We start from the raw sequence: 22976 nt of genomic DNA on the forward strand, positions 1-22976 counted from the left end.
TGGTCATATATGGTGAATATTGCCAATCCCGGATTGAATACGGGAATTTGAGGACACGTCTTGCCACACGCACACAGATCACCTGCAGCACGCCGTCTGATGACGGCTCTGGTCGCCGCTTCTACCGGCTTGATGGCAATTGCCACAACAGCACAGGCAAACCCCAAAATGGTGGTGGATGTCAAAAGTGGTAAGGTTATCGCCCATGAAGAAGCGTTCCGCAAATGGTACCCGGCATCACTGACCAAGCTGATGACCGCCTACATCGCGTTCAGTGCCATGAAGTCGGGCAAGATCAGCCCTGAAACGGAAGTGATCGTCAGCAAACGCGCGGCCGATCAGCCCGCCAGCAAGATGTATTTCAAGCCCGGCCAGAAACTGACCATGGACAGCGCGCTCAAGCTGCTGCTGATCAAATCGGCCAACGACGTGGCAGTTGCCATTGCCGAAAGACTGGGTGGCACAAACGAAAACTTCGTGGCGCAGATGAATGCACAGGCCGCACGGCTTGGCATGTCTTCGACTCATTTCATCAATCCGAATGGTCTGCCGGGCAAAGGCCAGTACACCACGGCCCGCGACCTTGCCGTGCTGGCGCTGATCCTCAAGCGTGAATTCCCTGAATATGCCGGTTATTTCTCGCTGGAAGGCGTGACCACCGGCAAGAAAAACTATGCCAACTACAACATGCTGGTCGGCCGCTTCGATGGCGCTGATGGCATGAAGACCGGTTTCATCTGTGCATCCGGCTTCAATCAGGTATCGTCTGCAACCCGTAACGGCCGCTCGGTGATCTCCGTTGTGCTTGGCGCAGACAGTCTTGGTGGACGTACCGACGCATCTGCAGACCTCCTGCAGATGGGCCTGACCTCGTCGTCGGGGGCAGGAACCTCGATTGCGTCGCTCGCTGCCTACGGCCCGGGACAGGATGCCGTCACCGACATCAGCGCGGAAATCTGTAATCCCAAAGCCCAGAAGGTGCGCAGCGAAGGCCGCGACGATGCCGGGCGCATGATTACCCACTCACCCTACATTCAGGAAATGACACGCCCACCGCAATATTCCTTTGCTGGCCTCATTCCGGGCAGTGAAACCGTTGCTGCCAACGACACCAAGGGCAGTGCAGTCAATGTTCCAATCCCGATCCCGCGTCCGTCTTTCTGACTGAGCGCATAAGACAACATCGTATCATGGCACAGACACGCATTCCCGTTTCGATCATCACCGGCTTCCTCGGAGCTGGTAAATCAACGTTGCTCAACCACCTGCTGAAAGATCCTGTGATGCAGGATGCCGCCATCATCATCAATGAATTTGGTGATGTCAGCATCGATCACATGCTGGTTGAATCCTCCAGCGATGCGATTGTCGAACTGGCCGATGGCTGCCTGTGCTGCACCGTGCGCGGTGAACTGGTGGATACGCTTGCTGAACTGATGGACGGTATCCAGACCGGCAAGATCAAACCGATCAAGCGCGTGGTCATTGAAACAACTGGGCTGGCCGATCCGGCCCCGGTAATGCAGTCCGTCATGGGCAATCCGGTCATTGCCCAGAACTTTGTCCTCAACGGCATGATCACTGTTGTCGACGCTGCCAATGGTGCACAGACCCTCGACAATCATATTGAAGCGGTAAAACAGGCGGCTGTGGCCGACCGTCTGATCATCTCAAAAAAAACACTCGCCGACCCTGAAAAGCTCAAGCAGCTGATGGAGCGTCTGAAGACGCTTAATCCGCGTGCCCCGGTTCTGGATGCAGATGACAAGACTAACCTGACATCGGCCATTCTCGAGAATGGCCTTTATGACACGACCAGCAAACATGCAGATGTAAGCCGCTGGCTGGGTGAAGAAGATCACGCCCATCACCACCATGAACACAGCCACGAGCACGAGCACGAGCACGAGCACCATGGCCACCACCATCATCACGATGTAAACCGCCATGATGAGAGCATCCGCTCTTTTTCGATCATTCACGACCGCCCGATCGAGCCTGCGGCTATCGAGATGTTCATTGACCTTTTGCGCTCCGCCCATTCCGAGCGATTGCTGCGCATGAAAGCCATTATCCAGCTGGCGGATAATCCCGAGCGACCTTTGGTCCTTCATGGTGTGCAGAACATATTTCATGCACCGGAGCGGCTTGCCGCATGGCCAGACCAGAACGACCGCCGCACCCGCATGGTGATGATCACCAAGGATCTGCCGGAAGCATTTGTGCAGGATCTTTTTGGCGCCTTCGTTGGCAAACCACGCATCGACAAGCCCGATGCGCAGGCTTTGAGCGAAAACCCGCTTGCCATTCCTGGCATGCGCATGTGACGCGCCGACTGTCTCATTCAGGGTCGCAATTGCAGCTATGCTCACCCAACGGGGTGAGTATTTTTTTACTTTCCGACCCTATGCTCAACATTCGAATACTCATCTATTCGAAGATAATGCGATGAACGCATACGATGCACTCGATCGGTAATCGCGCATATGACGACAACGGGCTTGAAGACCGTCTCATCACAGTCGACAGTCACCGCAGCTGATGCGGCAGCGGGTATCCGCGCCATGCACAAAGGCGATATCGATGCGGCGGAAACATTGTTCAGCGCCGCCTTTCGCAAAAAAACGCCCCCAGCCGGCTCGGAACTGCGCGCTTACATTGCCAGCCTGTTTTTTGACAGTCCACCCTATACGACCGACAATGGCAGCATCGTTCACGACGATGGCAACGGTAACATCGACAGCGCAATCTTTGCCTTGCCCATGACATTTCACACCGTGGACCGCACCGCGGTGGCACGTCTGTTATGCGCCTTTGTCTCCAGCGGTGCCAAAGGCGCACTGGGTGCTGCACGTCTGGCCCGCAACGTGCGCGCCACCCAGCAGGACATGTGTTTTTCCGACACGTCATCGGCCACCAGTGCGGACCACTGCATTGCTGCCGGCGGCATTATCCTGCCAATACAAAGCCTTGACTGGCACCGGGTATTCCAACCGGTCGCAGCGCTGGCGCTGCGGCTGCAAAAGCGGATAAACCTGCCCGGCATCGATCTAATGTTACCGCTCTGCCGTATGTTCGATACGGCACTGGCCAACTGGAAGCCCGGTTTCAGACCGGTCGGTGAATTCGGTTTTCAATGCAAACTTGAGGAGCCATCGGCCTTTTTTGAACATATCGCCCCGATGACCCGCCGTTTTGCCATTCGCCCTGAATGGAGGAAAATCGAATTTGACTGGCTGATTGAAAAGGCAAAATTGAACCGTAAACTCGGCAAGCTGCAATGCGGCATCGTCGAGGACCGCCAAGGCACTGTTATCGGCGCCTTCCTGTTTTTCGGCAATAAAAAGCGGGTCGCCACGGTTTTGAACATTCTGTGCCAACCGGGCAAGGAACTGGACGTGACGCGGGAAATGTTCGCGTTTCTCAATATCGCCGGTTACGCAACCTCACAGGGCATGGCGCAACCCTTCCTGATGAACGCGCTTGGTCGACAGCGTTTGATGAGTTTCCGGCACCGCGGATATTTCTGCATCAGCACGCGTCATGACGACCTGAAACAGGCAGCGCTGTTGGGCGACATCTATATTGGCGGTCTGGCATCCGAACAATGGAGCCGGATGCTGACAGATTTCTAGCATCCACCAACGCGTCCGAACTACCACAGGAAACATGAGGGGGGCCCCTCATGCATGCTGCAAACGTTTTTCCCGACGCTGCGCCTGAATATGCGGATCAGGATCAAGTCCGGCAGCCAGAAGACGACGTGTATAGTCCTCACGCGGGTTCTCAAAGATCTGCCGCACGGTTCCGCTTTCCACCAATTCGCCTGATTTCATCACCATCACATGGTCGGCAAAGTCCCGCACTACGGGCAGATCATGCGCGATGAAAATAAAAGCGATGCCCAATTCACGGCGCAGCTTGTCCAGCAGGGCAATAACCTGCGCCTGTATCGACACGTCAAGCGCCGACACGGCTTCATCGCATACGATGAGTTCCGGTTCCAAGGCGAGTGCGCGGGCAATGGCAATACGCTGGCGTTGGCCGCCCGAAAACTGGTGCGGATAACGATCGGCATGGGATGCAGAAAGACCAACCTGCAGCAGCAATTCTTCAACGCGTGCCCGCCATTTGTTTTTCGGAAGGATTTCCGGATGGATGACCCAGGCCTCGGAGATAAGTTGATAGACGGACATGCGCGGGTTCAGCGACTGCGTCGGATCCTGAAACACCATCTGCAGCTGCCGGCGAAGACCATAAAGCTCCTTCTTCGGCATGGTCAGCAGATCACGCCCTTTCCATAGCGCCTTGCCGGAATCCGCATCTTCCAACCGCAGCAAAGCCCGCGCCAGCGTCGACTTGCCAGAGCCACTTTCGCCAACCACAGCCATGGTTTCACCCGGCATAAGGTTGAAGGAAACACCTTTCAGCGCATGAAAGGCACCATAGGTCTTGTAGAGGTTTTCGACCTTCAACAACGGTTCGCCGGTGGCAACAGGCTCATGCATTTCACCCTGACCGGGAGCCGCCGAAATCAGCTTCTTGGTGTAGGGATGGCGCGGGTTGTGATAGACCTCATCCGGTGTTCCCGTTTCCACGATCTCACCGGAATTCATGACAACCACACGGTCTGCAATTTCCGCCACAACACCGAGGTCGTGGGTGATCAGCAGCAGGCCCATGCCGGTTTCTTTCTGCAACTCGCCCAGCAGTGCCAGAACCTCGGCCTGAACAGTTACGTCAAGCGCCGTTGTCGGTTCATCGGCAATGACAATATCCGGCTTCATCGCCAGAGCCATGGCAATCATAAGTCGTTGCCGTTGGCCGCCGGAAAACTGGTGCGGATATTTACCCATCGCGGTTTCAGGCGATGGCAGGCCAACGCGCTTCAACAGTTCCAGCGCCCGTGCCCGGGCCGCATCCGCGTCCACACCATGGATGCGCATGACTTCGACGATCTGCCAGCCAACCGTATAAACCGGATTGAGATGGCTGAGCGGATCTTGAAAGACCATGGCGATCCGTTTGCCATTGATGCGCTTGCGCGCATCGTCACTCATTTTCAGCAGGTCCTGTCCGGCAAACAGGATTTCACCACTGGTAATTTCCGCCGGTGGCATATCCAGCAGGTTCATGATGGTCGACGCGGAAACCGACTTACCCGATCCGCTTTCGCCGAGAATGGCAAGCGTTTCACCACGGTCAAGATGCCAGCTAATATTGCGTACCGCCTGCACGATGCCAGTCGCGGTGTGAAACTGGACAGACAGATTGCGAACCTCGAGAAGATGTTCAGCCATTTTTCTTGCCTCCGATTTCAAGTCTCCAGCGCTGCACAGGATCAAGCACGATGCGCATCCAGTTGGACAGGAGATTGAGCGACAGGGTGGTGAGGATGATTGCCAGGCCAGGCCAGAAGGCCAGCCACCAGGCATTGGTCAGATATTGTTTGCCCTGCGCGACCATCAGGCCCCAGGTCACTTCAGGTGGCTGGATGCCAATGCCCAGGAACGACAGAGACGATTCTGCCAACATCACAAAGGCAAAATCCAAGGTGGCAATGGTCACCAGTGTCGGAATGACCATCGGCAGGATGTGACGGAACACGATGCGCATCGACGATGCACCCATCACCTGCGCCGCCTGCACGAACATGCGCTGGCGAATTTCCAGCACTTCAGCACGGGTGGTACGCAGATAGATCGGGATGCGGGTGATGGCCAAAACGATGACGATATTGCCGACCGAAGGCGCCAGCATGTAAAGAACGATCACGGCCAGCAGCAGTGACGGGAACGACATGATGACATCCGCCAGACGCATGATGACATTCGACACGCGCGGCGAGGAATAACCGGCAACCAGCCCCAGAAGTGCGCCAATGACGCTCGAGCAGATTACGGCGGCCGCCGCAATCATCAGCGTGTTCTGTGCCGCAACAACAATGCGTGCCAGAAGCGAGCGGCCAAGCGCGTCTGCCCCCAGAAACAGCAGCCAGCCATTTTCCAGCGAAAACGGTGGCAGGTTACGTGCCCGCAGGTTCTGCGCCACTGCCGCATCTCTCAGCAGCATCGGACCGAAAATAGCGCAGAATGTCGCGAGGATCAGGAACAGGGCAGCAAAGAACGCGAACTTGTCACGCCACAACATGCTAAGCAGCACCGAAGCCTGGTTGCGAGGTTTGGCTGAAACAGCCTGTACATTTGGAAGAGTATTGGTCATGGACATGGCCTTCAGGTCCGCAAACGAGGATCGAGCAAGCTGTAGATGATGTCGATCAGCAGGTTCATGATGAAGATGGCGAGTGCCGTGACCATGATCGCGGCAAGGATGACATTGAAGTCGCGCTGCAGGATGGAATCGATCATCAGCTTGCCGACACCGGGGAAACCAAAAATCGTTTCAACAATCACCGCACCGTTCAACATGGCTGCGGCCTGATCGCCGATAACGGTGATGACCGGCAGCATAGCGTTGCGCAGTGTGTGAACGAAGATGATGGAGCGGTTACCGACGCCCTTGGCGCGCGCGGTCTTGACGTAAGCCGAACCGAAGGCCGTCAGCATAGAGCCACGCACCACCTGAAGAATGAGACCGAACGGGCGAATGAACAGCACGGCAATCGGCAGGATCCAGTGCCAGATCGTCCCCGTGCCAGAGGTTGGCACCCAACCCAGCGTCACCGAAAATACCACGATGCCAACGATGGCAATCCAGAAATCAGGAGCGGAAGCGCCGATCAGCGACAACAGGGAGACAAGCCGGTCAAATACACCGCCGGGACGGAAAGCCGCCAGCGAACCAATGACAATTGCCGCAACAGTCACCAGCGTAATGGTGATGAGCGCAAGCTGCAGGGTCCAGGTGAAAGCTTCCAGCACCACATCGATGGCAGGACGTGCCTTGCGGATAGATTCGCCGAAATCAAGCTGCATCACATCGCGCACATAACGCGCAAACTGCTCAATCAGAGGATCGTTCAAACCATGCAACTCGCGGAACTTGTCGAGCATTTCCTGACTGGCGTCGATCGGCAGGAACAAGGCCGCCGGATCACCTGTCAGTCGTGACAGGAAGAACACGATAACGATAAGCGTGACCAGCGAAAAAAAGCTCGCCACGATGCGCGTGAATATCTTTTTTCCCATCGCGTCTACTCCCGAAAGAAACGGAAAGGCGAAGACAATTCTCCGCCTTTCCTTGAGGGTGGAAAGGCTTATTTGAAGCCGATTTCAGACAGTTGAAGCTGCGAGTTTGTCGCGATGGTCGGGGTGAAATCGATACGCGGATTGACGCGAGCGAAACCAACCATGTGGAACATCATCACATCTGCAACGACATCGTTGTAGAGATAAGCGATGAGGTTCTTCCAGTCTTCCGTGCGCTTGTCTCCAGTCGCAGCGGTCGCGTCAGCAATCATCTGGTCGACCTTCGGGTCGGAGATACCGGACTGACGGCCCTTGCTGTCATACTTGAAGTACATGGAGAACACTGGGTCACCGCGCGAATTGTCGTGCTGGGCAGCAACGAGCTGAGGCCCACGGTTTTCCGGATAAGGCTTGGAATACTGCTTTTCGAATTCTGCCACTTCATACATCTGCAATTTGACCTTGAAACCGACGGCTTCAAACATCTGCTGGGCAGCTTCCAGAACTTCAACGACGTTCGGGAAGTTGTTGGTACGGCCAACAATGGTGATTGGCGTATCAACGGCAACACCGTCAGCCTTGGCTTCTTCCAGCAGCTTCTTTGCACCTTCCGGGTCAAACGGCAGTGGCTTTACATCCGGGTTCCAGCCAAGTGTGCTTGGAGGCACCATAGCAACGGCCTTGACGGCACCCTTCGGCAGCAGCGTACCGATAAAGGCGTCGCGGTCCAGTGCCATGTTCAGAGCCTTGCGAACACGAACGTCATCCAGCGGCTTGATGGATGTATCGACGCGCATGTAGAAGGTTTCAGAGTTCAGGTAGCTGAAGTCCATCTTTGGATCGGTGGCATCCAGTTCCGAAATATTCGTTGCCAGATCGGCTTCACCGGCGGCCACCATGGCTGCGCGAACCGCTGGGTCAGCGCGGAAGACATAGGTTGCCTTGGTTACGGCAGGCGCTGTGCCCCAATAATCGTCGCGGCGCTCAAGCGTAATGCTCTGGCCAGCCTTCCATTCGGTCAGCTTGTATGGACCGGTGCCGATTGGCTGACGGGTAAACTCGATTGGCGTTTCCGAAGGAACGATCGTTACCAGCGTCATCAGCAGTGGCAGAATTGGCTGTGCGGGGTTTGCGGTAATGTCGATTGTGTTGTCGTCGACAACCTTGGCTTCGATTTTGGTATCACCGAAATAACGTGGTGTTTCGCACGAGATCTTGTCGCTCATCGCGCGTTCGATGGAGTGTTTGACGTCAGCAGCATCAAATGCCGAACCGTCAGAGAACTTGGCATCCTTTCGTAGATGAAAACGCCATGTGCCAGGCTGGCTTTCTTCCCACGTTTCCGCCAGTCGTGGCATCAGGCCCTTGTTGGTGCGCACATCCAGTTCGGTCAGCGTTTCGGATACGTTCTGCAGAATGATACGGCCAATGTTCGAGCGCGTTGCCATGCACGGCTCAACCAGATCGACCTCTTCATCCAGAACGACAGTCACATCCTTGGAAGCCTGCGCATAACCGGTCGTGACAACCGAAGTGGCCATCAACATCCCGAGTAAAATCCGTTTGCCTTTCATCTGTTCCTCCCTTTTTGATGCAGCACCTTGCGATTTTCCGCCCACGGCTGCGCTGCAAATGCCGTTACGAATTTTCAAGCTAGATATCGCGCTCGGCCGCAGCCTGCGCACGCCGTTTGAGGCGCCCTCCTCCCGCCACGGCCAGCGTGGACAGGAAAATCACTCCGGCGCCGATCCAAGTTGAAAAACCTGCGACCTCGCCAAACAGAACCCAAGCCATCACAGCAACAAATGGCAGACGCAGGAAATCCATAGGCGCAATGTGCGACGCCTCTGCCATGCTGAAGGCCTTGGTCATCAGTGTCATGTTGATCGCGCCCATCACACCTTGCAGGGCAAGCAGCGAAAACTGACGAAGATCGGGCGTCGACCAGAAGAACAGTGCCGGAACGGCCGCCAGCGGCACGGTGACGATGAGGTTCCAGGCAACCAACGTTTCCGTATTGTCCTTGTCCGACATGCGCTTGAGCATCAGTTGCACCAGCGCCTGAAGCGCCGAACCACCCAGCGCAAACAGCAGGGCTGGCGCAACGACACCAGCGGCACCGGGCTGAATAATGACAAGTGCGCCGAGAAACCCGGTCACCACGGCAAACAGCTTTGTCAGCGTGAAGGCCTCACCCAGCCACAGCCATGCACCAATCATCAGAAAGATTGGCGTCATGAACATGATCGCCATCGCATCAGCGAGCGGCGCTGCGGCAAACGCCACGAAATAACAAACGAGTGCCGCCAGCTTCAAAGCGGCGCGGCTGACGTGCTGGAACCTGTAACCCGACTTCAAAATGTGCGGCCGCGTTGCAATCAACGGCAGGATAACCGCCAATCCGAACACGCTTCTGAAAAAGCCGATAATAAAGGGATGCACCTCACCGGCAAGAAGACGGATCACCGCAGCGTCTGCAGCGGCTAGCGCTGCAGCCAGTGCAACGTAGCATGACGCCACCATAATGGTGCGATCATTTCGCTGGACATCCGCCGTAACCATGATTTCTCCCTGTGCATGCTCCCACATTCACTGACAACAAGCTTGCTACAACATAGACAATTTGTCAATTCGTTCGATATTAATGTTTGAATAAGAATTTTTTCATGAAAATAAACATATGATATTAAACAATAAAATTTACTCAAAACGTCAAAATCGACAAAAAACAACAATAGACATAACTTGACAACATATCAAATTAAGCAATGATGAACGTGAAAAAGCATCATAGGGAGGATGCGTAAGTGACACCGGAAGAAATAGCCGCCAGCATGGATGGGCGCATCGCCGCGTCCGAAGGCGGACTGACGCAGGCATTTTTGCCCTCACCGAAAATTCAGAACCACGCAGCCTTTTTGCGGTTCCTGCCCGACGGCACGCTTGCCTGCGCATGGTTTGGCGGCACGCTGGAAGGAAAGTCCGACATTTCCATCCACGTCTCCACGCTGGCACCTCAGAGCACTCAATGGTCTGAAGCCAGTCAGCTGAGCGATGACCCGAACCGCTCCGAACAGAACCCGATGCTGTTTGTCGAGCCGAACGGTGCCATCAGCCTTTTCCATACAGCGCAGCCTTCCGGAAATCAGGATGAAAGCCGCGTTATCGCAAGGCCGATCTCATTCGATGGCACAATGACCGCTGGCAGCCCGCGCGATATTGGTCTTGCAAATGGCACCTTCATCCGCGCGACTATCGTGGTGCGCGATGATGGCGCTTGGATGCTGCCTCTGTTTCTTTGCAATCCGCGCCCCGGCGCACGCTGGACCGGCACTCACGACACCGCAGCCGTCGCCGTCAGCACCGACAACGGCAAGTCCTGGAGCGTGACGGATGTACCTGACAGCTTTGGCTGCGTGCATATGACAATCGTGCCACTGGACAATGGCAAGATGGTTGCCTTCTTCCGTCGCAGGCAGGCCGATTTTGTTTATCGCACGCAAAGCCTTGATGGCGGCAGAAGCTGGTCAGCGCCAACTGCCACCGACGTGCCCAACAACAATTCATCGATTGCCGCTATTCCACTGCGGGACGGACGTGTGGCGCTGTTGTGCAACCCGGTATCATCAGCCGAATTTTCGCAGCGTCGTGCATCGCTTTACGACGAGTTGGAAGAACAGGACGATCGCCCGAATGCCGAAGGTGGCATCGTGCCGATCTGGGGTGTGCCACGTGCACCCGTCACGCTTTGTGTTTCAACGGATGATGGCCACACCTTCCCGACGCGTCGTATCGTCGAAGATGGCCCCGGCAGCTGCCTTTCCAACAATTCTATTGACGGTCACAACAAGGAAATGTCCTACCCGGCCATGGTGGAAGACGGACAGGGCAATCTGCATCTGGCCTACACCTATTATCGCCGGGCCATCAAATATGTCCGGCTGAACAAGGGCTGGATAGACGGAGAAACTGCATGAGCACACTCGTTGGAATAACCATGGGCGATCCCGCAGGCGTTGGCCCGGAAATCACCATCAAGGCACTGGTCGAAATGAGCACTGAGGACCGCGCCAATACGCGGGTCTACGGCAACCTCAAACAGCTGGAAGCCGCCAAGGCAGTGCTCGGCATTGATCTGGACCTGACCGGACTGGTCGTTGATGTGGAAGTGGAAGGGGCACCCGTTGCCTGGGGTAAACTCAGCGCCATCTCCGGCGATGCCTCATTTCGCTTCATCGATACTGCCGTTAAAGATTCTATGGCCGGCAAGATTGGCTGCATCGTGACTGCGCCAATCAACAAGGAAGCACTGAATTCGGCCGGCCACCACTATGATGGCCATACCGGCATGCTGACATCACTGACCGGCTCGAAGTCCGCCTTCATGTTGCTGGCGTCCGACCGTTTAAAGGTGATCCATGTTTCAACCCATGTGTCGTTGAAGGACGCCATCAACCGCGCCAAACCAGAGCGTATTCTGGCAACCATCAAGGCGGGAAATGATCACCTGAAACGTATCGGATATGCCAAGCCTAAGATTGCCGTGGCAGGCATCAACCCGCATTGCGGTGAAAACGGTCTGTTCGGCACCGAAGACGACGAATTCATCGCGCCGGCCGTTGCCCAGGCCCGCGCCGAAGGCATTGATGTTTATGGCCCTATTTCGGCGGATACCGTGTTCCACCGCGCCTATCAGGGCGGGTTTGATCTGGTGATTGCCCAGTATCACGATCAGGGTCACATCCCGATCAAGCTGGTGGCCTTCGATACGGCCGTCAACGTCTCCGTCGGCCTGCCGATTGACCGCACCTCCGTTGACCACGGCACCGCCTTCGACATTGCCGGAACCGGCAAGGCCAATCACGTCAACATGAACGCAGCCATCGCCTATGCGCGCAAGCTGATAGCCGGGAAGAATGCACATGGCAAAGTTTGAATTCAGCGGCGTTTATTGCGCAGCAACCACCCCGGTTGCTGCGGATGGCAACCCGGATTTTCACCTGTTTACCGCCCATTGCAAAGCGCTGCTGGACGAAGGCTGCGATGGCGTGGCTCTGCTTGGCACCACAGGCGAGGCAAATTCCTTCGGCCTGAAACAGCGTATGGATATTCTGGAGAAGGCGATTGCCGGTGGCGTAGCACCTGAAAAACTGCTGCCCGGCACCGCCCAGACGGCCATTGCCGACACCATTGAAATGACACGCCATGCCGTTCAGGCCGGTGTGCACGGCGTGGTCTTGCTGCCGCCATTCTACTACAAGGGTGTCAGCGCCGAAGGCATCTACCGTGCCTATGCCCGTATTATCGAAGGCGTGAAAGACGACCGCCTGAAAGTGGTTCTCTATCACATTCCACAGGTGTCAGGCGTCGCCATTCCGCATGAGGTTATTGCCCGCCTGCGCAAGGATTATCCCGGCGTCGTTGTTGGCATCAAGGACAGTTCAGGCGATCTGGAAAACATGAAGGCGATGATTGCCGCTTTCCCGGATTTTGGGGTGCTGGCAGGTGCCGACCCGCTGCTTCTGCCGCTGATTCAAGCCGGTGGTGCAGGCTGCATTACCGCCAGCTCCAATCTTGTCGCCGCTGAACTTCGTTTCGTGTTCGACAACTGGAATGTGCCGGGCAAGGAAGCCGCCGTCAAAGCAGCACAGGACAAGATTGTCGCCTGGCGCGAACTGACCAACGCCTATGTGCAACTGCCGACCGTGAAAACCATGGTTGCCAAACGTCGCGGCGACAATGGCTGGCTGCGCGTCACACCACCGCTGATCGAACTGTCGGACGCAGAACGTGCAGATGTCTGGTCGCGCATGGACGCGCTTGAAAGAGCTTGAGGGAGAACCGCCATGGATGGAATGGCTAGACCGATCACCCTGCATCAACCCAAGCGCCTTGAAATAGGCGCTGGCGCCTCTGCCAAGCTGGGCGAATGGGCCAATGGCGCAACACGCATTCTGGTGATTGCCACCGAACACACGCTTGGTTTTGTCGACCGGCTGAAGCTGACGGGCACGATCACCGTGTTTTCCGACATTCCGCCGGAACCGGATGACAAGGCGCTTAATGCAGCCATTGAAATGGCACGTAGCGTTCAGCCGGATTTGGTGGTGGGCCTCGGCGGCGGCTCGGTTCTCGACGTCGCGAAACTCGTTGCCGCTCTCTGGGACGGTCAGCAGTCGCTGGATGACGTTGTGGGGCCCAACAAGGTGGCCGGTCGCAAAACAGCACTGGCTCAGGTGGCAACAACAGCTGGCACCGGGTCTGAAGCCGGTATTCGCGCACTGATTACCGACAGTGTCAGCCATTCCAAAAAGGCAGTCGAAAGCCCCTACCTGCTGGCCGACATCGCCGTTCTCGACCCGGAACTGACCTGGTCGGTACCACCGGCAGTAACCGCCGCCACCGGCATTGATGCTATGGCGCACTGTGTGGAAGCCTTCACCAATATTCGCGCCCATGACCTGATTGATGGTTATGCGCGCATGGGCATCCAGCTGGTCGGCAAATATCTGGCGCGCGCGGTGGAAAACGGCAAGGATACCGAAGCCCGCGCCGGCATGATGCTCGCATCCTATTATGGCGGCATCTGCCTAGGACCCGTCAACACTGCGGCAGGCCACGCCCTTGCCTATCCACTCGGCACCCGGCTCGGTCTGCCGCATGGCCTGGCCAATGCCATCATCTTCCCGCATGTGCTGGCCTATAATGTGCCGGTGCGAGCGGAAAAAACTGCCGAAGTTCTTGATGCACTTGGCCTTGCTATCTCCAAGGATCCGGCCGCCGTGCTGACCGCGGCCTATGGTTTCTGCAAGGCGCTTGGTGTGGAAATGAAGCTTTCGGTACATGGTGCGCAGCAGGAGCACTTGCAGAGCTGGGCGGATGAAGCCCATGCCATCCGTAGACTGATGGATAACAATCCAAGGGACATGTCAGCGCAGGATGTGCTGGCAATCTATAACGCCGCGTTCTGAAAGCCGCTTCTCAGACACTGCAAATTCAAAACAGCAAACAAAACCCCGGTCAAAAGCCGGGGTTTTTATATGTGCAAAACAGAAAGCCTTATGCCCCCTAAGCAAGTTCGGGCCTGCGCCCCTCAAACAACCGGTCACGCGAACCACGAAGGTGCTGGCGCATGAGGTTTCTGGCCAGATCGGAATCGCGCGTGCGGATCGCTTCATAAATTGCGGCGTGTTCATCAAAAACATGTCGCAGTCCGCTGGCTGAATTCTTCAGCGACAGGCCATGGAACTGCATGCCAATGGCAATATGATCTTTCAAAGCCTCCATGGCCGTTGAAAAATATGTATTGCCCGAAGCCTGCGCAATCGACAGGTGGAACATGAAATCGGCATCTTCGCGGTGCCTTTGCCGGCTCGTTGCATCCTGCAACGCCTCAAGCGCCAGGCGAATGACCCGGATCTGCGTGTCGCTGTGCCGTTCGGCAGCGCAGGCCGCCGCTTCCGGTTCCACGGTAATGCGGAATTCATAACAGTTCTGCAGATCGGCAATATTTTCCAGTGGCCCGAACCCAAGGGGTTGCTTGACCCCTTGTATGCGCACGAAACTGCCAGCCCCCTGACGCGAATACACAAGCCCAAGATCGCGTAACTTCTTCAGGGCATCACGCACAACGGGGCGGGAAACCTCAAATTCCGCCGCCAATTCATGTTCGGTGGGCAATCGTTCATCGCTCTGATAGGCGCCGGATTTGATGGCATGTTTCAGCCGTTCAAACACCACCTCGCTGAGGCTTTTACGATGTGAAATCTGCTCCACTGTCCGCATTATTTCACGCCTTCATGTCCGAGAATTTTCTCCGCCACCTGCACCAGCGTTTCCGCATCGCCGAAACCGCCCGATTTGGTGATGAAATGACGATCGCCATATTTGGCAACGGGCAAACCTGGCATGATTTCACCCAGCAAGGTCAAAATGCGAATACTCTGCTTGTCGAAATAGGCTTCCGCCGAAGCACCGCCCGACAGGAGCAAAGTGTCATAACCCGCATCAAGCGCCGCAACCGATGTTGCAAGATTGTCCGCGACTTCAACGGACGACAGTTCCGTTGCACCGTCAACCGCCTGAATAAGTGTGAGCGCCGATGAAAGTGGCGCGGCAGCAACGGCTGTTTCCGAAACAGCACCACCTGGCGCAGCAATGTAATTCAGATGAGAAGCCGCGTCGCGCAAGGTACCAACTTGGGAAACGGTAATCGGATCGCGCGACCCGATGGCAATCAGCAGCTTGTTGCCTTTCACGCCGACACTGTCCTGTCGCGGGCGACCCGATTGTGCCGCAAGCGCATTTGCCAGCGACAATGCCCCGACCAAAAGATCATTTTCCTGCAAAAGACCCAATGCCGCCTGCATCGCCTCAACGGTGCTGGTGTCTGGAATGATCGATCTTTCAGCAACGGCCCCCAGCCGACCAGCAATGGCGATAGGTGTTTCAACACCAAAACCGCTGATCATGCCATTGGTCACAACCCGACCAAACTCGGGAATGGCAGGCAAAACAACTGCACGCTCGAACTCAAGCGCTGAAATCTCGGCCTCGACATTGCCTTTCAGCCGTGAGTCGACCTTTTTCAGCAGCGCCATGCGGCTGACCAGCTGTTTTTGCGCCAGCGCCACACGGTTGGCGGCTTCACCCGGTGCAATTTCCCGGCTGCGGGTGGTCACGGCAACCACATCTGCGCCGCCAGCAACGGCCTCACCCAACGCAGCCTGATCGGTAACGACCGCAACGGAATAACCATGAGCGGCAAAAGGAGCAGCGGAATCCAGCGCACCCGTCAAATCATCCGCAACGATCATTAATCTGTCGACTTCAAACTTCATGCTGCTGTACCGATTTTACAAATTTTCCATAAATTGGACTCTCAAAGGGCCGCAATTTCTTTTGTAAATCATCGCATAACGGGAAATGAAAACAACAAAAATTTACAAGTCAAAAACAAATTATCGCAACTTGTGTGGTTGAATGTGACCTAAATGCATATTCCCTAAACCACCAAAATATTGAAGCAGAAAACACCGGACAACAGCGCCGGGTAAGGCACAGACCAAGCGCCAGCAATCCCCAACCAAATGGCCGGAGCGTAGAACTCAAAACGCCTTGAATTCATGGAATCGGACAGCGCCGGAGAAAAAGAGGTATTCTATTTAAACTTAAAGAAAACTTCGCAAGCGCGACTTCAGAGCAAATTTCATCAAGTAAAAGAATTTCACGCGACAGCCGAAAAATAAAAATCAGGCAGAGAAAACCATTCTCAAGCGCTCATATTAGCGCAAAAAACTCATTACCCATATAAAATACAACCCGTAATTTCATATATCAAAAATACCAAACCTTGAATTTCCAATTTACCCGATGACTCACCACAAAATTAAAAATCTTGAAATATCGGCACGTTAATCACGTTTACAAAATTTTAATCACCTAATCATTTCGGGTCATTTCTTTAATGAGGTTTTCATATTAGCATAATTAACAAGTGATTAATAACAATGGACATGCATCATTTCGCGGATTCGAAATAAAAAACACAATAAGAAAGTAAAAAATGCGTATCGCTCAGGGAGGCGTAAATGTTCATGGTATCTTCTAGAATAACTCATGCAGAACGCATAAACAACACATCAGTAACAAACCAGACATTACTTTTAATCGCGGATGCGGATCTGTTTTCCGAATGCCTGGTTGAGGCACTCGGCAAAAAGTTCCCCATGTGTAATGTCATCAGCATTAACCAACCACAAGCAATCGAAGACGGGTATACATCCGATGTGAAACTGGTCCTGCTGTACAGAATTGCTGGCCAGCAGTTGCAAGATGCCCTGAACAACATCCGGGAAAAACATCCTTCAGCATCGATCGGCCTCGTTATTGATGCCGTCGGCATGCTGGAATCCTATCTCAAACAGCTGGTTGAAACACGGATCATTGATGGCGTATTGCCACTCAGCCTGAGGCTTGATGTATTCATGGCCGCAGTCGATCTGTTGATCAAGGGCGGAGAACATTTCCCGTCCGCGCTGCTTGGACGTCTTGTTGAGACCAAGTCACCAACCAATTCCATGCCGCATGCCGGCACGCCCATTGGCTTGGCGTCGGCTGCAAAGCAGCACCACCATGACTTCAACGGCCTCACGACACGGGAAGTCCAAATTCTGGATCTTCTGTGTAAGGGAACCCAGAACAAGATCATCGCGGACAAGCTGCATCTGTCGGAAAATACCGTCAAAGTACATGTGCGAAACATCTATAAGAAGATGCATGTGCGTAACCGCACGGAAGCCGCATCACGCTTCTTCGCATTCGACCATGCAGAAATGACCCATCACGAATGGAAAAACTGAGCGTCGTCGTACAAAAGTTGCAGTTTGCTTTTGTACGAAACTCTCCTGAGCTCATCGCGGCTCAATGAGCTTTTTGTGAAGCAACATTGAGCCGCGACACCACGTTATGCCTGACAGAAGCAGATATTAGCGCAGGTAGCAGCGAGCCTTCTGGCCAAAACCGCTCGGCGAGCAGGTATAAGGCGATGAACCGAGATCATTGACCTTGGTAACGGCAACAGCAGGCTCGCCCTCCGCTTCAACGCTTGAGACCAGCGTGACAGACGCCTTGTCATAGGCATAGGACTTCTTCGGTGCGGAAACGCGATGACTGACTTCGTTCTGGATTTTCGGTGCGCTGTTATCGGACAGAAGCGGGGTCTCGACGGCGGAACAGGACGCAACGGAAAAAGCAACAACGGCAATAGAGCACGCCATTTTGGCAAGGCGCGCAGGGTTCAATGCCCCGGTGCGGTGATGAATAATAGACATATTTGTCCCCAATGCCGCAAAGCGCGGCCAGCTGCGATGCGTTTGCGGCAAACAGCCCGTCAAACACACTCGTGTTGATATTTGACTCATGCACCTCTGACCAAGGCAAGCATGTCACACCACACACAATCGCTTCCGATGGCCAGTACACCGAACGCCGTTTCAGGCTCGGCACGCACGCTACCCTAACCTCATTCGATTGAGTGAGGCTTGCGCTCTTGCTTGATAAGAAAGGCATTATGTTGGCATAGTTAAAAATACGCACACAATGGGATTAATCAATGTATTTCCGCGGTAATCAATTGTAATATTTTAGAAATTTCGCATTGACGAAAGCAAACTATAAAATATGATATTCTTAAAACAATAAAAAAAGGACATGAATCAAGTACAGGCGGCCGACAACAACAAGTAATAAAACCGCCGGAATTTCAAAAAATCAAAACGAGCGACACAACTACACGGAAACGGCACTGCAGTTTCCTGGTAGGAAGGAGTGTGTGTAATGCGTAAGTTCGTTCCCGATGACAATGATTCCAACGTCAATATCTATTCAAACTGGAAGCCGGGTCTTCGTGCGCTTGTCAATGGCGGCGCAGGTTTCCTCGGTTCGCACCTGTGCGAACGGCTTTTGCAATGCGGCCATGAGGTTGTCTGCCTCGACGACTTCTCCACCGGCAGACGCACCAATATTGAACATCTTACATCCAATAATCGTTTGACCGTGGTGGAGCACGACGTGCGCAACCCCTATGATCTCGATGTATCTGTCATCTTCAATTTTGCGTCGCCTGCATCACCACCTGATTACCAGAGGGATCCGGTAGGCACGCTTTTGACCAATGTGATCGGTGCCCTGAACGTGCTGGAACTGGCACGTCGCACCGGTGCAACAGTTGTCCAGTCCTCCACATCGGAGGTCTATGGCGACCCCCTTATCAACCCGCAGCCGGAAACCTACTTCGGCAACGTCAATCCCATCGGCCCGCGTGCCTGCTACGATGAGGGAAAACGCAGCGCTGAAACGCTGTTCTTCGATTATCACCGCAATTTTGGCGTCGATATCAAGGTTGGTCGCATCTTCAACACCTATGGCCCGCGCATGCGCCAGGACGATGGTCGTGTTGTTTCCAACTTCATTGTGCAGGCCCTGCAGAACAAGGACATCACCATCTATGGCGACGGCAAACAAACCCGTTCCTTCTGCTATGTGGATGACCTGATTGAAGGTTTCCTGCGCTTCTCGGTTAAAAGCCCGGAATGCTGTGGCCCGATCAACATTGGTAATCCTGCAGAAATTCCGGTGCGGCAACTGGCAGACATCGTCATTGCCATGACCAACTCCAGTTCACGCATCATACACCTGCCAGCCGCAGTGGATGACCCGCAACAACGCCGGCCGGATATTACCCGCGCCAAAGAAGAGCTGAGATGGCAACCCCGCGTCAATCTTGAACATGGCCTCGCAAAGACCATCCACTATTTCGATGCGCTGCTCAGCGGAAAAAAAATGGCGGAGGCCGTATGAGATGCCCCGCTACATCCTTGTCACAGGCGGAGCCGGCTTCATAGGAAGCCATATCTGCAAGGCGTTATCGCTGTCCGGCATGGTGCCGGTGGCTTATGACAACCTGTCCACCGGCCACAGCGATGCTGTGCGCTGGGGACCGTTGATCACGGCTGACATTGCCGATCACAGCAAGTTGCGGGCAACGCTTTCCGAGTTTGCCCCTTCCCACGTCATCCATTGCGCTGCCAATGCCTATGTCGGGGAATCGGTAACCGACCCGCGCAAATATTACCGCAACAACGTGGCCGGTAGCCTGACACTGCTGGAAGCCTGCATGGACCACCATGTCGAAGGACTGGTCTTTTCCAGCAGTTGCGCCACCTATGGCATTCCGGAAATCCTGCCGATCCGTGAGGAAACGCCACAAATTCCGGTCAATCCTTACGGTCGTACCAAGCTGATTTTTGAAATGGCTTTGGAAGACTATGCCGCAGCCTATGGCCTGCGGTTTGTCGCCCTGCGCTATTTCAATGCCGCAGGGGCCGACCCGGGCGGAGAGCTTTCCGAACGGCATGAGCCAGAAACCCACCTTGTGCCACGTGCGCTTCTGGCCGCCGCCCACAAAGTTCCGCAGCTGGATGTGTTCGGCAATGATTACGACACGCAAGACGGAACCTGCGTGCGTGACTACATTCATGTCAGCGATCTGGCTGACGCTCATCTCGCAGCCATCCGTTATCTTGTCGGTGGTGGCGAGACCCTGCGCGTCAATCTTGGCTCTGGCCGTGGCGCATCGGTTGCCGAAATCGTCGGCGCCATCCACCGAGTAACGGGCCAGCAGGTACCTGTCCAATACGGCCCGCGTCGCGCCGGTGATCCCCCCTCACTATTTGCAGATATTGGTCGCGCCAAAGCCGTGCTTGGCTTCACACCATCACGCTCGGACATTGAAACGATCATCCGCACTGCTGCACCGACATTCGGACTGGAGACCAGCCGATGAGCACGACACAGTTCACCACGACCGTTAACACCCAAAAGGCCAAACATAAGGTCCATGCCAGGGTGTCCGACGCGCTGTTCGACCCGGTCTTCACCGGGTGGAACCGTATTGCCTATCTGCTGGGTATCGCAGGCTGGCTGGTAACCCTGGTTTATTTCTGGGGCTGGTGGCTGGATACTGACCACATGCTGTCGATGCCCTATTTCATCGCCGTCAGCGTCTCGGTGTTCTACGTCACCATCCTGCCTGCCTATTTCGTGCTGATTTTCCTCAACGCCAAAGCCGTCAAACCGGAGGCACCCTTGCCCGAGGGGCGTGTTGCCATGGTGGTGACCAAGGCTCCATCAGAGCCCTTCTCGGTGGTCAAAAAAACCATGCTGGCCATGCTCGAACAGAAAATACCGATAGAATACGACGTCTGGCTGGCCGATGAAGATCCAACACCGGAAACCAGCCGCTGGTGCGGCGAACATGGTGTGTTTATTTCCACCCGCAAGGGTGTGGAAGCCTATCACCGTGCACAATGGCCGCGCCGCACACGCTGCAAGGAAGGCAACCTCGCCTATTTCTACGATCATTATGGGTATGCCCGTTATGACTTCGTGGCGCAGTTCGATGCGGACCATGTACCGGAACCGGACTATCTCCACGAAATCCTGAAGCCTTTTGCGGATCCCGCGGTCGGTTATGTGTCGGCACCCAGCATTTGTGATGCCAATGCCGACGAAAGCTGGGCGGCACGCGGCAGGCTATACGTCGAGGCCGGCCTGCATGGCGCATTCCAGACCGGTTATAATAACGGCTGGGCACCTCTATGTATCGGCTCACATTATGCCGTGCGCACCAAAGCCTTGCGTCAAGTGGGTGGCCTTGGGCCTGAATTGGCAGAAGACCATTCCACCACCTTACTGATGAATGCGGGTGACTGGCGTGGAGTGCATGCCTTGAACGCTATTGCCCATGGTGACGGGCCTTCAACCTTCACAGATCTTGCCGTGCAGGAATTCCAGTGGTCGCGTAGTCTGGTTACTATTCTTCTGCAGTATTCGAAGGACTATGTGCCGGCACTGCCAGCCAAACTGCAATTTCAGTTTCTGTTTTCGCAGATGTGGTATCCGCTGTTTTCCGTTGTCATGGCAGTCATGTTCGTCATGCCGGTTATCGCCCTTCTCGCAGGCCGTCCACTGGTCAATGTCAGCTACCCGGAATTCATGCTGCATTTCCTGCCTTCAATCTTGATGCTGACGGTGTTCACCTTCTTCTGGCGGGCAACCGGAACCTTCAGGCCGCATGATGCACGGCCGTTTTGCTGGGAAACATTTGCCTTCCTGTTCCTGCGTTGGCCCTGGTCGCTGGCAGGCTGCCTAGTCGCCATCCGTGACAGGATGAACGGTTCTTTCGTGGATTTTCGCATCACACCGAAAGGTGGCGAAAAGGCCGGATGCCTGCCGCTGCGCATCGTCGCACCCTACATAGTGCTGGCTGGCTTCACAGCGCTCGCCATGATGCTCGCGCCGGACAGCCGCAGCACACAGGGCTTTTACATTTTCGCAGCCATGAACGTGACGGTTTACGCCTTCCTCGTTCTGCTTTTGATGTTCCGGCACGCTTCGGAAAACAGCCTCTCGGTATTGCCGCGGACATGGGGCAATGCACTCGCAACAGTGTCTTCCTTCATCATCATTGCCAGCGGGGTGGTGCAACTCAACACCCATGGCCTTGGTGGCCTGGAAGCGCTGTCGCACGGCCAACCCTATGTCAGCTTTACCGAAACCCGCTTCAACGCTTCCGGTGCAGGCGTTGGTGGTACCAAGACCATAAAGATGAAATTCCGGGTGAAATGGCACGGCATCCAACCTGAACAGGAAGTGCAGGTAAAGCCGCAGCCCACTCCACCACAATACGGAATCATCATGCTGGCCAAGGCCAGACAGGATGGGTCCCTCGAGAAAGGAAGACTGTCATGAAAACTATAATCAAAAACCTCAGGCTTCCAGTCCTTCTGCTCAGCATGAGCATGCTGACACCAAGTCTGGCGCTTGCCGCAAAAGAGGTCAAAAAATCCCCACAGCTTCTGACAGCATCGGAAGTGGTGAATATGTACAAGGACAAAACCTGGCGCTGGCCAAGTGGCGGCGGACGGTTTGATTCGCAAGGTCGGCGCTTTACCGCAATGACCGAAGAAAACGGCAAGAAGTCCATCGGCGAAGGCACATGGTCTGTCGATAACCTCGGCAAGATGTGCATGAACGCCACCTGGACGACGGACGGCAAGGCCGCCAAGGCAAGGACATGTTTTTCCCATGGCAGGCTTGGCAATGTCATCTACCAGAAGCGTTTGCCAATGGGAGACTGGTACGTGTTTCGCAGTGCCAAACCCAGAGCAAGCGATGAATTTTCGAAACTTGTGAACACCGACAGCGTAACCGTTCAGGCGTTGGCGGCCAAACAGGTCATGTCAGTCAAAAAATAGTTGGAGAGGA

At 54.9% G+C, this 22976-nt stretch carries 20 protein-coding genes; 12 read left to right on the forward strand and 8 right to left on the reverse strand.

The window, feature by feature from the left end; all coding sequences use genetic code 11:
* Window positions 1–99: 99 nt before the first annotated feature.
* The 3 genes from ACZ5FM_RS14680 to ACZ5FM_RS14690 all read left to right on the forward strand — a co-directional run bounded on the left by ACZ5FM_RS14680 (window position 100) and on the right by ACZ5FM_RS14690 (window position 3635).
* The gene (locus tag ACZ5FM_RS14680) at window positions 100–1164 is read left to right on the forward strand and encodes a D-alanyl-D-alanine carboxypeptidase family protein (protein WP_405049474.1); all 1065 of its coding nucleotides are present in this window, start codon (window positions 100–102) and stop codon (window positions 1162–1164) included.
* Window positions 1165–1190: 26 nt separating this feature from the next.
* Window positions 1191–2327, forward strand: a complete 1137-nt coding sequence (locus tag ACZ5FM_RS14685) for a CobW family GTP-binding protein (RefSeq protein ID WP_464039087.1) — start codon at window positions 1191–1193, stop codon at window positions 2325–2327.
* Between the two features lie 159 nt (window positions 2328–2486).
* Window positions 2487–3635: a GNAT family N-acetyltransferase gene (locus ACZ5FM_RS14690; protein ID WP_464039088.1), complete on the forward strand. Its 1149-nt coding sequence runs from the start codon at window positions 2487–2489 to the stop codon at window positions 3633–3635.
* A 48-nt stretch (window positions 3636–3683) separates the two neighbouring features.
* Here the strand turns inward: ACZ5FM_RS14690 and ACZ5FM_RS14695 are convergent, their stop codons facing one another.
* The 5 genes from ACZ5FM_RS14695 to ACZ5FM_RS14715 form a co-directional block, all read right to left on the reverse strand.
* Window positions 3684–5300 carry an ABC transporter ATP-binding protein gene (locus ACZ5FM_RS14695; RefSeq protein ID WP_464039089.1) on the reverse strand — a complete coding sequence of 539 codons (1617 nt, stop codon included), beginning with the start codon at window positions 5298–5300 and terminating at the stop codon, window positions 3684–3686.
* Window positions 5293–6150, reverse strand: a complete 858-nt coding sequence (locus tag ACZ5FM_RS14700; RefSeq protein WP_246788313.1) for an ABC transporter permease — start codon at window positions 6148–6150, stop codon at window positions 5293–5295. Before ACZ5FM_RS14700 ends, ACZ5FM_RS14695 begins: the two co-directional genes overlap by 8 nt.
* A gap of 83 nt (window positions 6151–6233) precedes the next feature.
* Window positions 6234–7148 carry an ABC transporter permease gene (locus ACZ5FM_RS14705; protein ID WP_275643730.1) on the reverse strand — a complete coding sequence of 305 codons (915 nt, stop codon included), beginning with the start codon at window positions 7146–7148 and terminating at the stop codon, window positions 6234–6236.
* Window positions 7149–7216: 68 nt separating this feature from the next.
* Window positions 7217–8689, reverse strand: a complete 1473-nt coding sequence (locus ACZ5FM_RS14710) for an ABC transporter substrate-binding protein (RefSeq protein WP_464040477.1) — start codon at window positions 8687–8689, stop codon at window positions 7217–7219.
* A gap of 112 nt (window positions 8690–8801) precedes the next feature.
* Window positions 8802–9710: a DMT family transporter gene (locus tag ACZ5FM_RS14715; protein WP_464039091.1), complete on the reverse strand. Its 909-nt coding sequence runs from the start codon at window positions 9708–9710 to the stop codon at window positions 8802–8804.
* Between the two features lie 245 nt (window positions 9711–9955).
* On the opposite strand from ACZ5FM_RS14715, the gene ACZ5FM_RS14720 reads away from it, so the two are divergent.
* From ACZ5FM_RS14720 to ACZ5FM_RS14735, 4 genes are read left to right on the forward strand one after another with little or no spacing between them, the layout of a single operon-like run.
* Window positions 9956–11125 carry a sialidase family protein gene (locus ACZ5FM_RS14720; RefSeq protein WP_464039092.1) on the forward strand — a complete coding sequence of 390 codons (1170 nt, stop codon included), beginning with the start codon at window positions 9956–9958 and terminating at the stop codon, window positions 11123–11125.
* Window positions 11122–12084, forward strand: a complete 963-nt coding sequence (gene pdxA, locus ACZ5FM_RS14725; RefSeq protein ID WP_464039093.1) for a 4-hydroxythreonine-4-phosphate dehydrogenase PdxA — start codon at window positions 11122–11124, stop codon at window positions 12082–12084. The genes ACZ5FM_RS14720 and pdxA overlap by 4 nt, the downstream gene beginning before the upstream one ends.
* Window positions 12071–12982, forward strand: coding sequence for a dihydrodipicolinate synthase family protein (locus ACZ5FM_RS14730; RefSeq protein WP_464039094.1), 912 nt, complete (start codon window positions 12071–12073; stop codon window positions 12980–12982). The genes pdxA and ACZ5FM_RS14730 overlap by 14 nt, the downstream gene beginning before the upstream one ends.
* 12 nt (window positions 12983–12994) lie before the next feature.
* Window positions 12995–14119: an iron-containing alcohol dehydrogenase gene (locus ACZ5FM_RS14735; protein WP_464039095.1), complete on the forward strand. Its 1125-nt coding sequence runs from the start codon at window positions 12995–12997 to the stop codon at window positions 14117–14119.
* Window positions 14120–14216: 97 nt separating this feature from the next.
* On the opposite strand, the gene ACZ5FM_RS14740 is transcribed toward ACZ5FM_RS14735, so the two are convergent.
* Complete coding sequence (locus tag ACZ5FM_RS14740) at window positions 14217–14933, reverse strand: FadR/GntR family transcriptional regulator (protein WP_464039096.1); 717 nt, start codon at window positions 14931–14933, stop codon at window positions 14217–14219.
* Window positions 14933–15988 (reverse strand): four-carbon acid sugar kinase family protein, encoded by a 1056-nt coding sequence (locus ACZ5FM_RS14745; RefSeq protein ID WP_464039097.1) that lies wholly within the window; start codon window positions 15986–15988, stop codon window positions 14933–14935. The genes ACZ5FM_RS14740 and ACZ5FM_RS14745 overlap by 1 nt, the downstream gene beginning before the upstream one ends.
* 750 nt (window positions 15989–16738) lie before the next feature.
* Between ACZ5FM_RS14745 and ACZ5FM_RS14750 the strand changes: the two genes are divergently transcribed.
* Window positions 16739–17509 carry a helix-turn-helix domain-containing protein gene (locus tag ACZ5FM_RS14750; RefSeq protein WP_312950044.1) on the forward strand — a complete coding sequence of 257 codons (771 nt, stop codon included), beginning with the start codon at window positions 16739–16741 and terminating at the stop codon, window positions 17507–17509.
* A 126-nt stretch (window positions 17510–17635) separates the two neighbouring features.
* Here ACZ5FM_RS14750 and ACZ5FM_RS14755 read toward each other — a convergent pair whose 3' ends face one another.
* Window positions 17636–17980 carry a hypothetical protein gene (locus ACZ5FM_RS14755; protein ID WP_259149461.1) on the reverse strand — a complete coding sequence of 115 codons (345 nt, stop codon included), beginning with the start codon at window positions 17978–17980 and terminating at the stop codon, window positions 17636–17638.
* 505 nt (window positions 17981–18485) lie between these two features.
* Between ACZ5FM_RS14755 and ACZ5FM_RS14760 the strand changes: the two genes are divergently transcribed.
* From ACZ5FM_RS14760 to ACZ5FM_RS14775, 4 genes are read left to right on the forward strand one after another with little or no spacing between them, the layout of a single operon-like run.
* Window positions 18486–19508 (forward strand): UDP-glucuronic acid decarboxylase family protein, encoded by a 1023-nt coding sequence (locus ACZ5FM_RS14760; RefSeq protein WP_250985555.1) that lies wholly within the window; start codon window positions 18486–18488, stop codon window positions 19506–19508.
* Between the two features lies 1 nt (window position 19509).
* Window positions 19510–20493 (forward strand): UDP-glucose 4-epimerase GalE, encoded by a 984-nt coding sequence (galE, locus tag ACZ5FM_RS14765; protein ID WP_464039098.1) that lies wholly within the window; start codon window positions 19510–19512, stop codon window positions 20491–20493.
* Window positions 20490–22460: a glycosyltransferase family 2 protein gene (locus ACZ5FM_RS14770; protein WP_464039099.1), complete on the forward strand. Its 1971-nt coding sequence runs from the start codon at window positions 20490–20492 to the stop codon at window positions 22458–22460. The genes galE and ACZ5FM_RS14770 overlap by 4 nt, the downstream gene beginning before the upstream one ends.
* Window positions 22457–22966, forward strand: coding sequence for a DUF995 domain-containing protein (locus ACZ5FM_RS14775; protein ID WP_464039100.1), 510 nt, complete (start codon window positions 22457–22459; stop codon window positions 22964–22966). The genes ACZ5FM_RS14770 and ACZ5FM_RS14775 overlap by 4 nt, the downstream gene beginning before the upstream one ends.
* Window positions 22967–22976 lie beyond the last annotated feature (10 nt).

The sequence above is a fragment of the Agrobacterium sp. 5Ca50 genome, from assembly GCF_055381905.1.

Bases quoted from the DNA above. Each gene is read 5' to 3' on its own strand.
- ACZ5FM_RS14755 (WP_259149461.1), bottom strand. From the start codon at position 17,980: ATGTCTATTATTCATCACCGCACCGGGGCATTGAACCCTGCGCGCCTT.
- ACZ5FM_RS14705 (WP_275643730.1), bottom strand. From the start codon at position 7,148: ATGGGAAAAAAGATATTCACGCGCATCGTGGCGAGCTTTTTTTCGCTG.
- ACZ5FM_RS14695 (WP_464039089.1), bottom strand. From the start codon at position 5,300: ATGGCTGAACATCTTCTCGAGGTTCGCAATCTGTCTGTCCAGTTTCAC.
- ACZ5FM_RS14710 (WP_464040477.1), bottom strand. From the start codon at position 8,689: ATGGCCACTTCGGTTGTCACGACCGGTTATGCGCAGGCTTCCAAGGAT.
- ACZ5FM_RS14715 (WP_464039091.1), bottom strand. From the start codon at position 9,710: ATGGTTACGGCGGATGTCCAGCGAAATGATCGCACCATTATGGTGGCG.
- ACZ5FM_RS14685 (WP_464039087.1), top strand. From the start codon at position 1,191: ATGGCACAGACACGCATTCCCGTTTCGATCATCACCGGCTTCCTCGGA.
- ACZ5FM_RS14760 (WP_250985555.1), top strand. From the start codon at position 18,486: ATGCGTAAGTTCGTTCCCGATGACAATGATTCCAACGTCAATATCTAT.
- ACZ5FM_RS14680 (WP_405049474.1), top strand. From the start codon at position 100: ATGACGGCTCTGGTCGCCGCTTCTACCGGCTTGATGGCAATTGCCACA.
- ACZ5FM_RS14700 (WP_246788313.1), bottom strand. From the start codon at position 6,150: ATGTTGTGGCGTGACAAGTTCGCGTTCTTTGCTGCCCTGTTCCTGATC.
- galE (WP_464039098.1), top strand. From the start codon at position 19,510: ATGCCCCGCTACATCCTTGTCACAGGCGGAGCCGGCTTCATAGGAAGC.
- ACZ5FM_RS14740 (WP_464039096.1), bottom strand. From the start codon at position 14,933: ATGCGGACAGTGGAGCAGATTTCACATCGTAAAAGCCTCAGCGAGGTG.
- pdxA (WP_464039093.1), top strand. From the start codon at position 11,122: ATGAGCACACTCGTTGGAATAACCATGGGCGATCCCGCAGGCGTTGGC.
- ACZ5FM_RS14750 (WP_312950044.1), top strand. From the start codon at position 16,739: ATGTTCATGGTATCTTCTAGAATAACTCATGCAGAACGCATAAACAAC.
- ACZ5FM_RS14735 (WP_464039095.1), top strand. From the start codon at position 12,995: ATGGATGGAATGGCTAGACCGATCACCCTGCATCAACCCAAGCGCCTT.
- ACZ5FM_RS14775 (WP_464039100.1), top strand. From the start codon at position 22,457: ATGAAAACTATAATCAAAAACCTCAGGCTTCCAGTCCTTCTGCTCAGC.
- ACZ5FM_RS14745 (WP_464039097.1), bottom strand. From the start codon at position 15,988: ATGAAGTTTGAAGTCGACAGATTAATGATCGTTGCGGATGATTTGACG.
- ACZ5FM_RS14690 (WP_464039088.1), top strand. From the start codon at position 2,487: ATGACGACAACGGGCTTGAAGACCGTCTCATCACAGTCGACAGTCACC.
- ACZ5FM_RS14770 (WP_464039099.1), top strand. From the start codon at position 20,490: ATGAGCACGACACAGTTCACCACGACCGTTAACACCCAAAAGGCCAAA.
- ACZ5FM_RS14730 (WP_464039094.1), top strand. From the start codon at position 12,071: ATGGCAAAGTTTGAATTCAGCGGCGTTTATTGCGCAGCAACCACCCCG.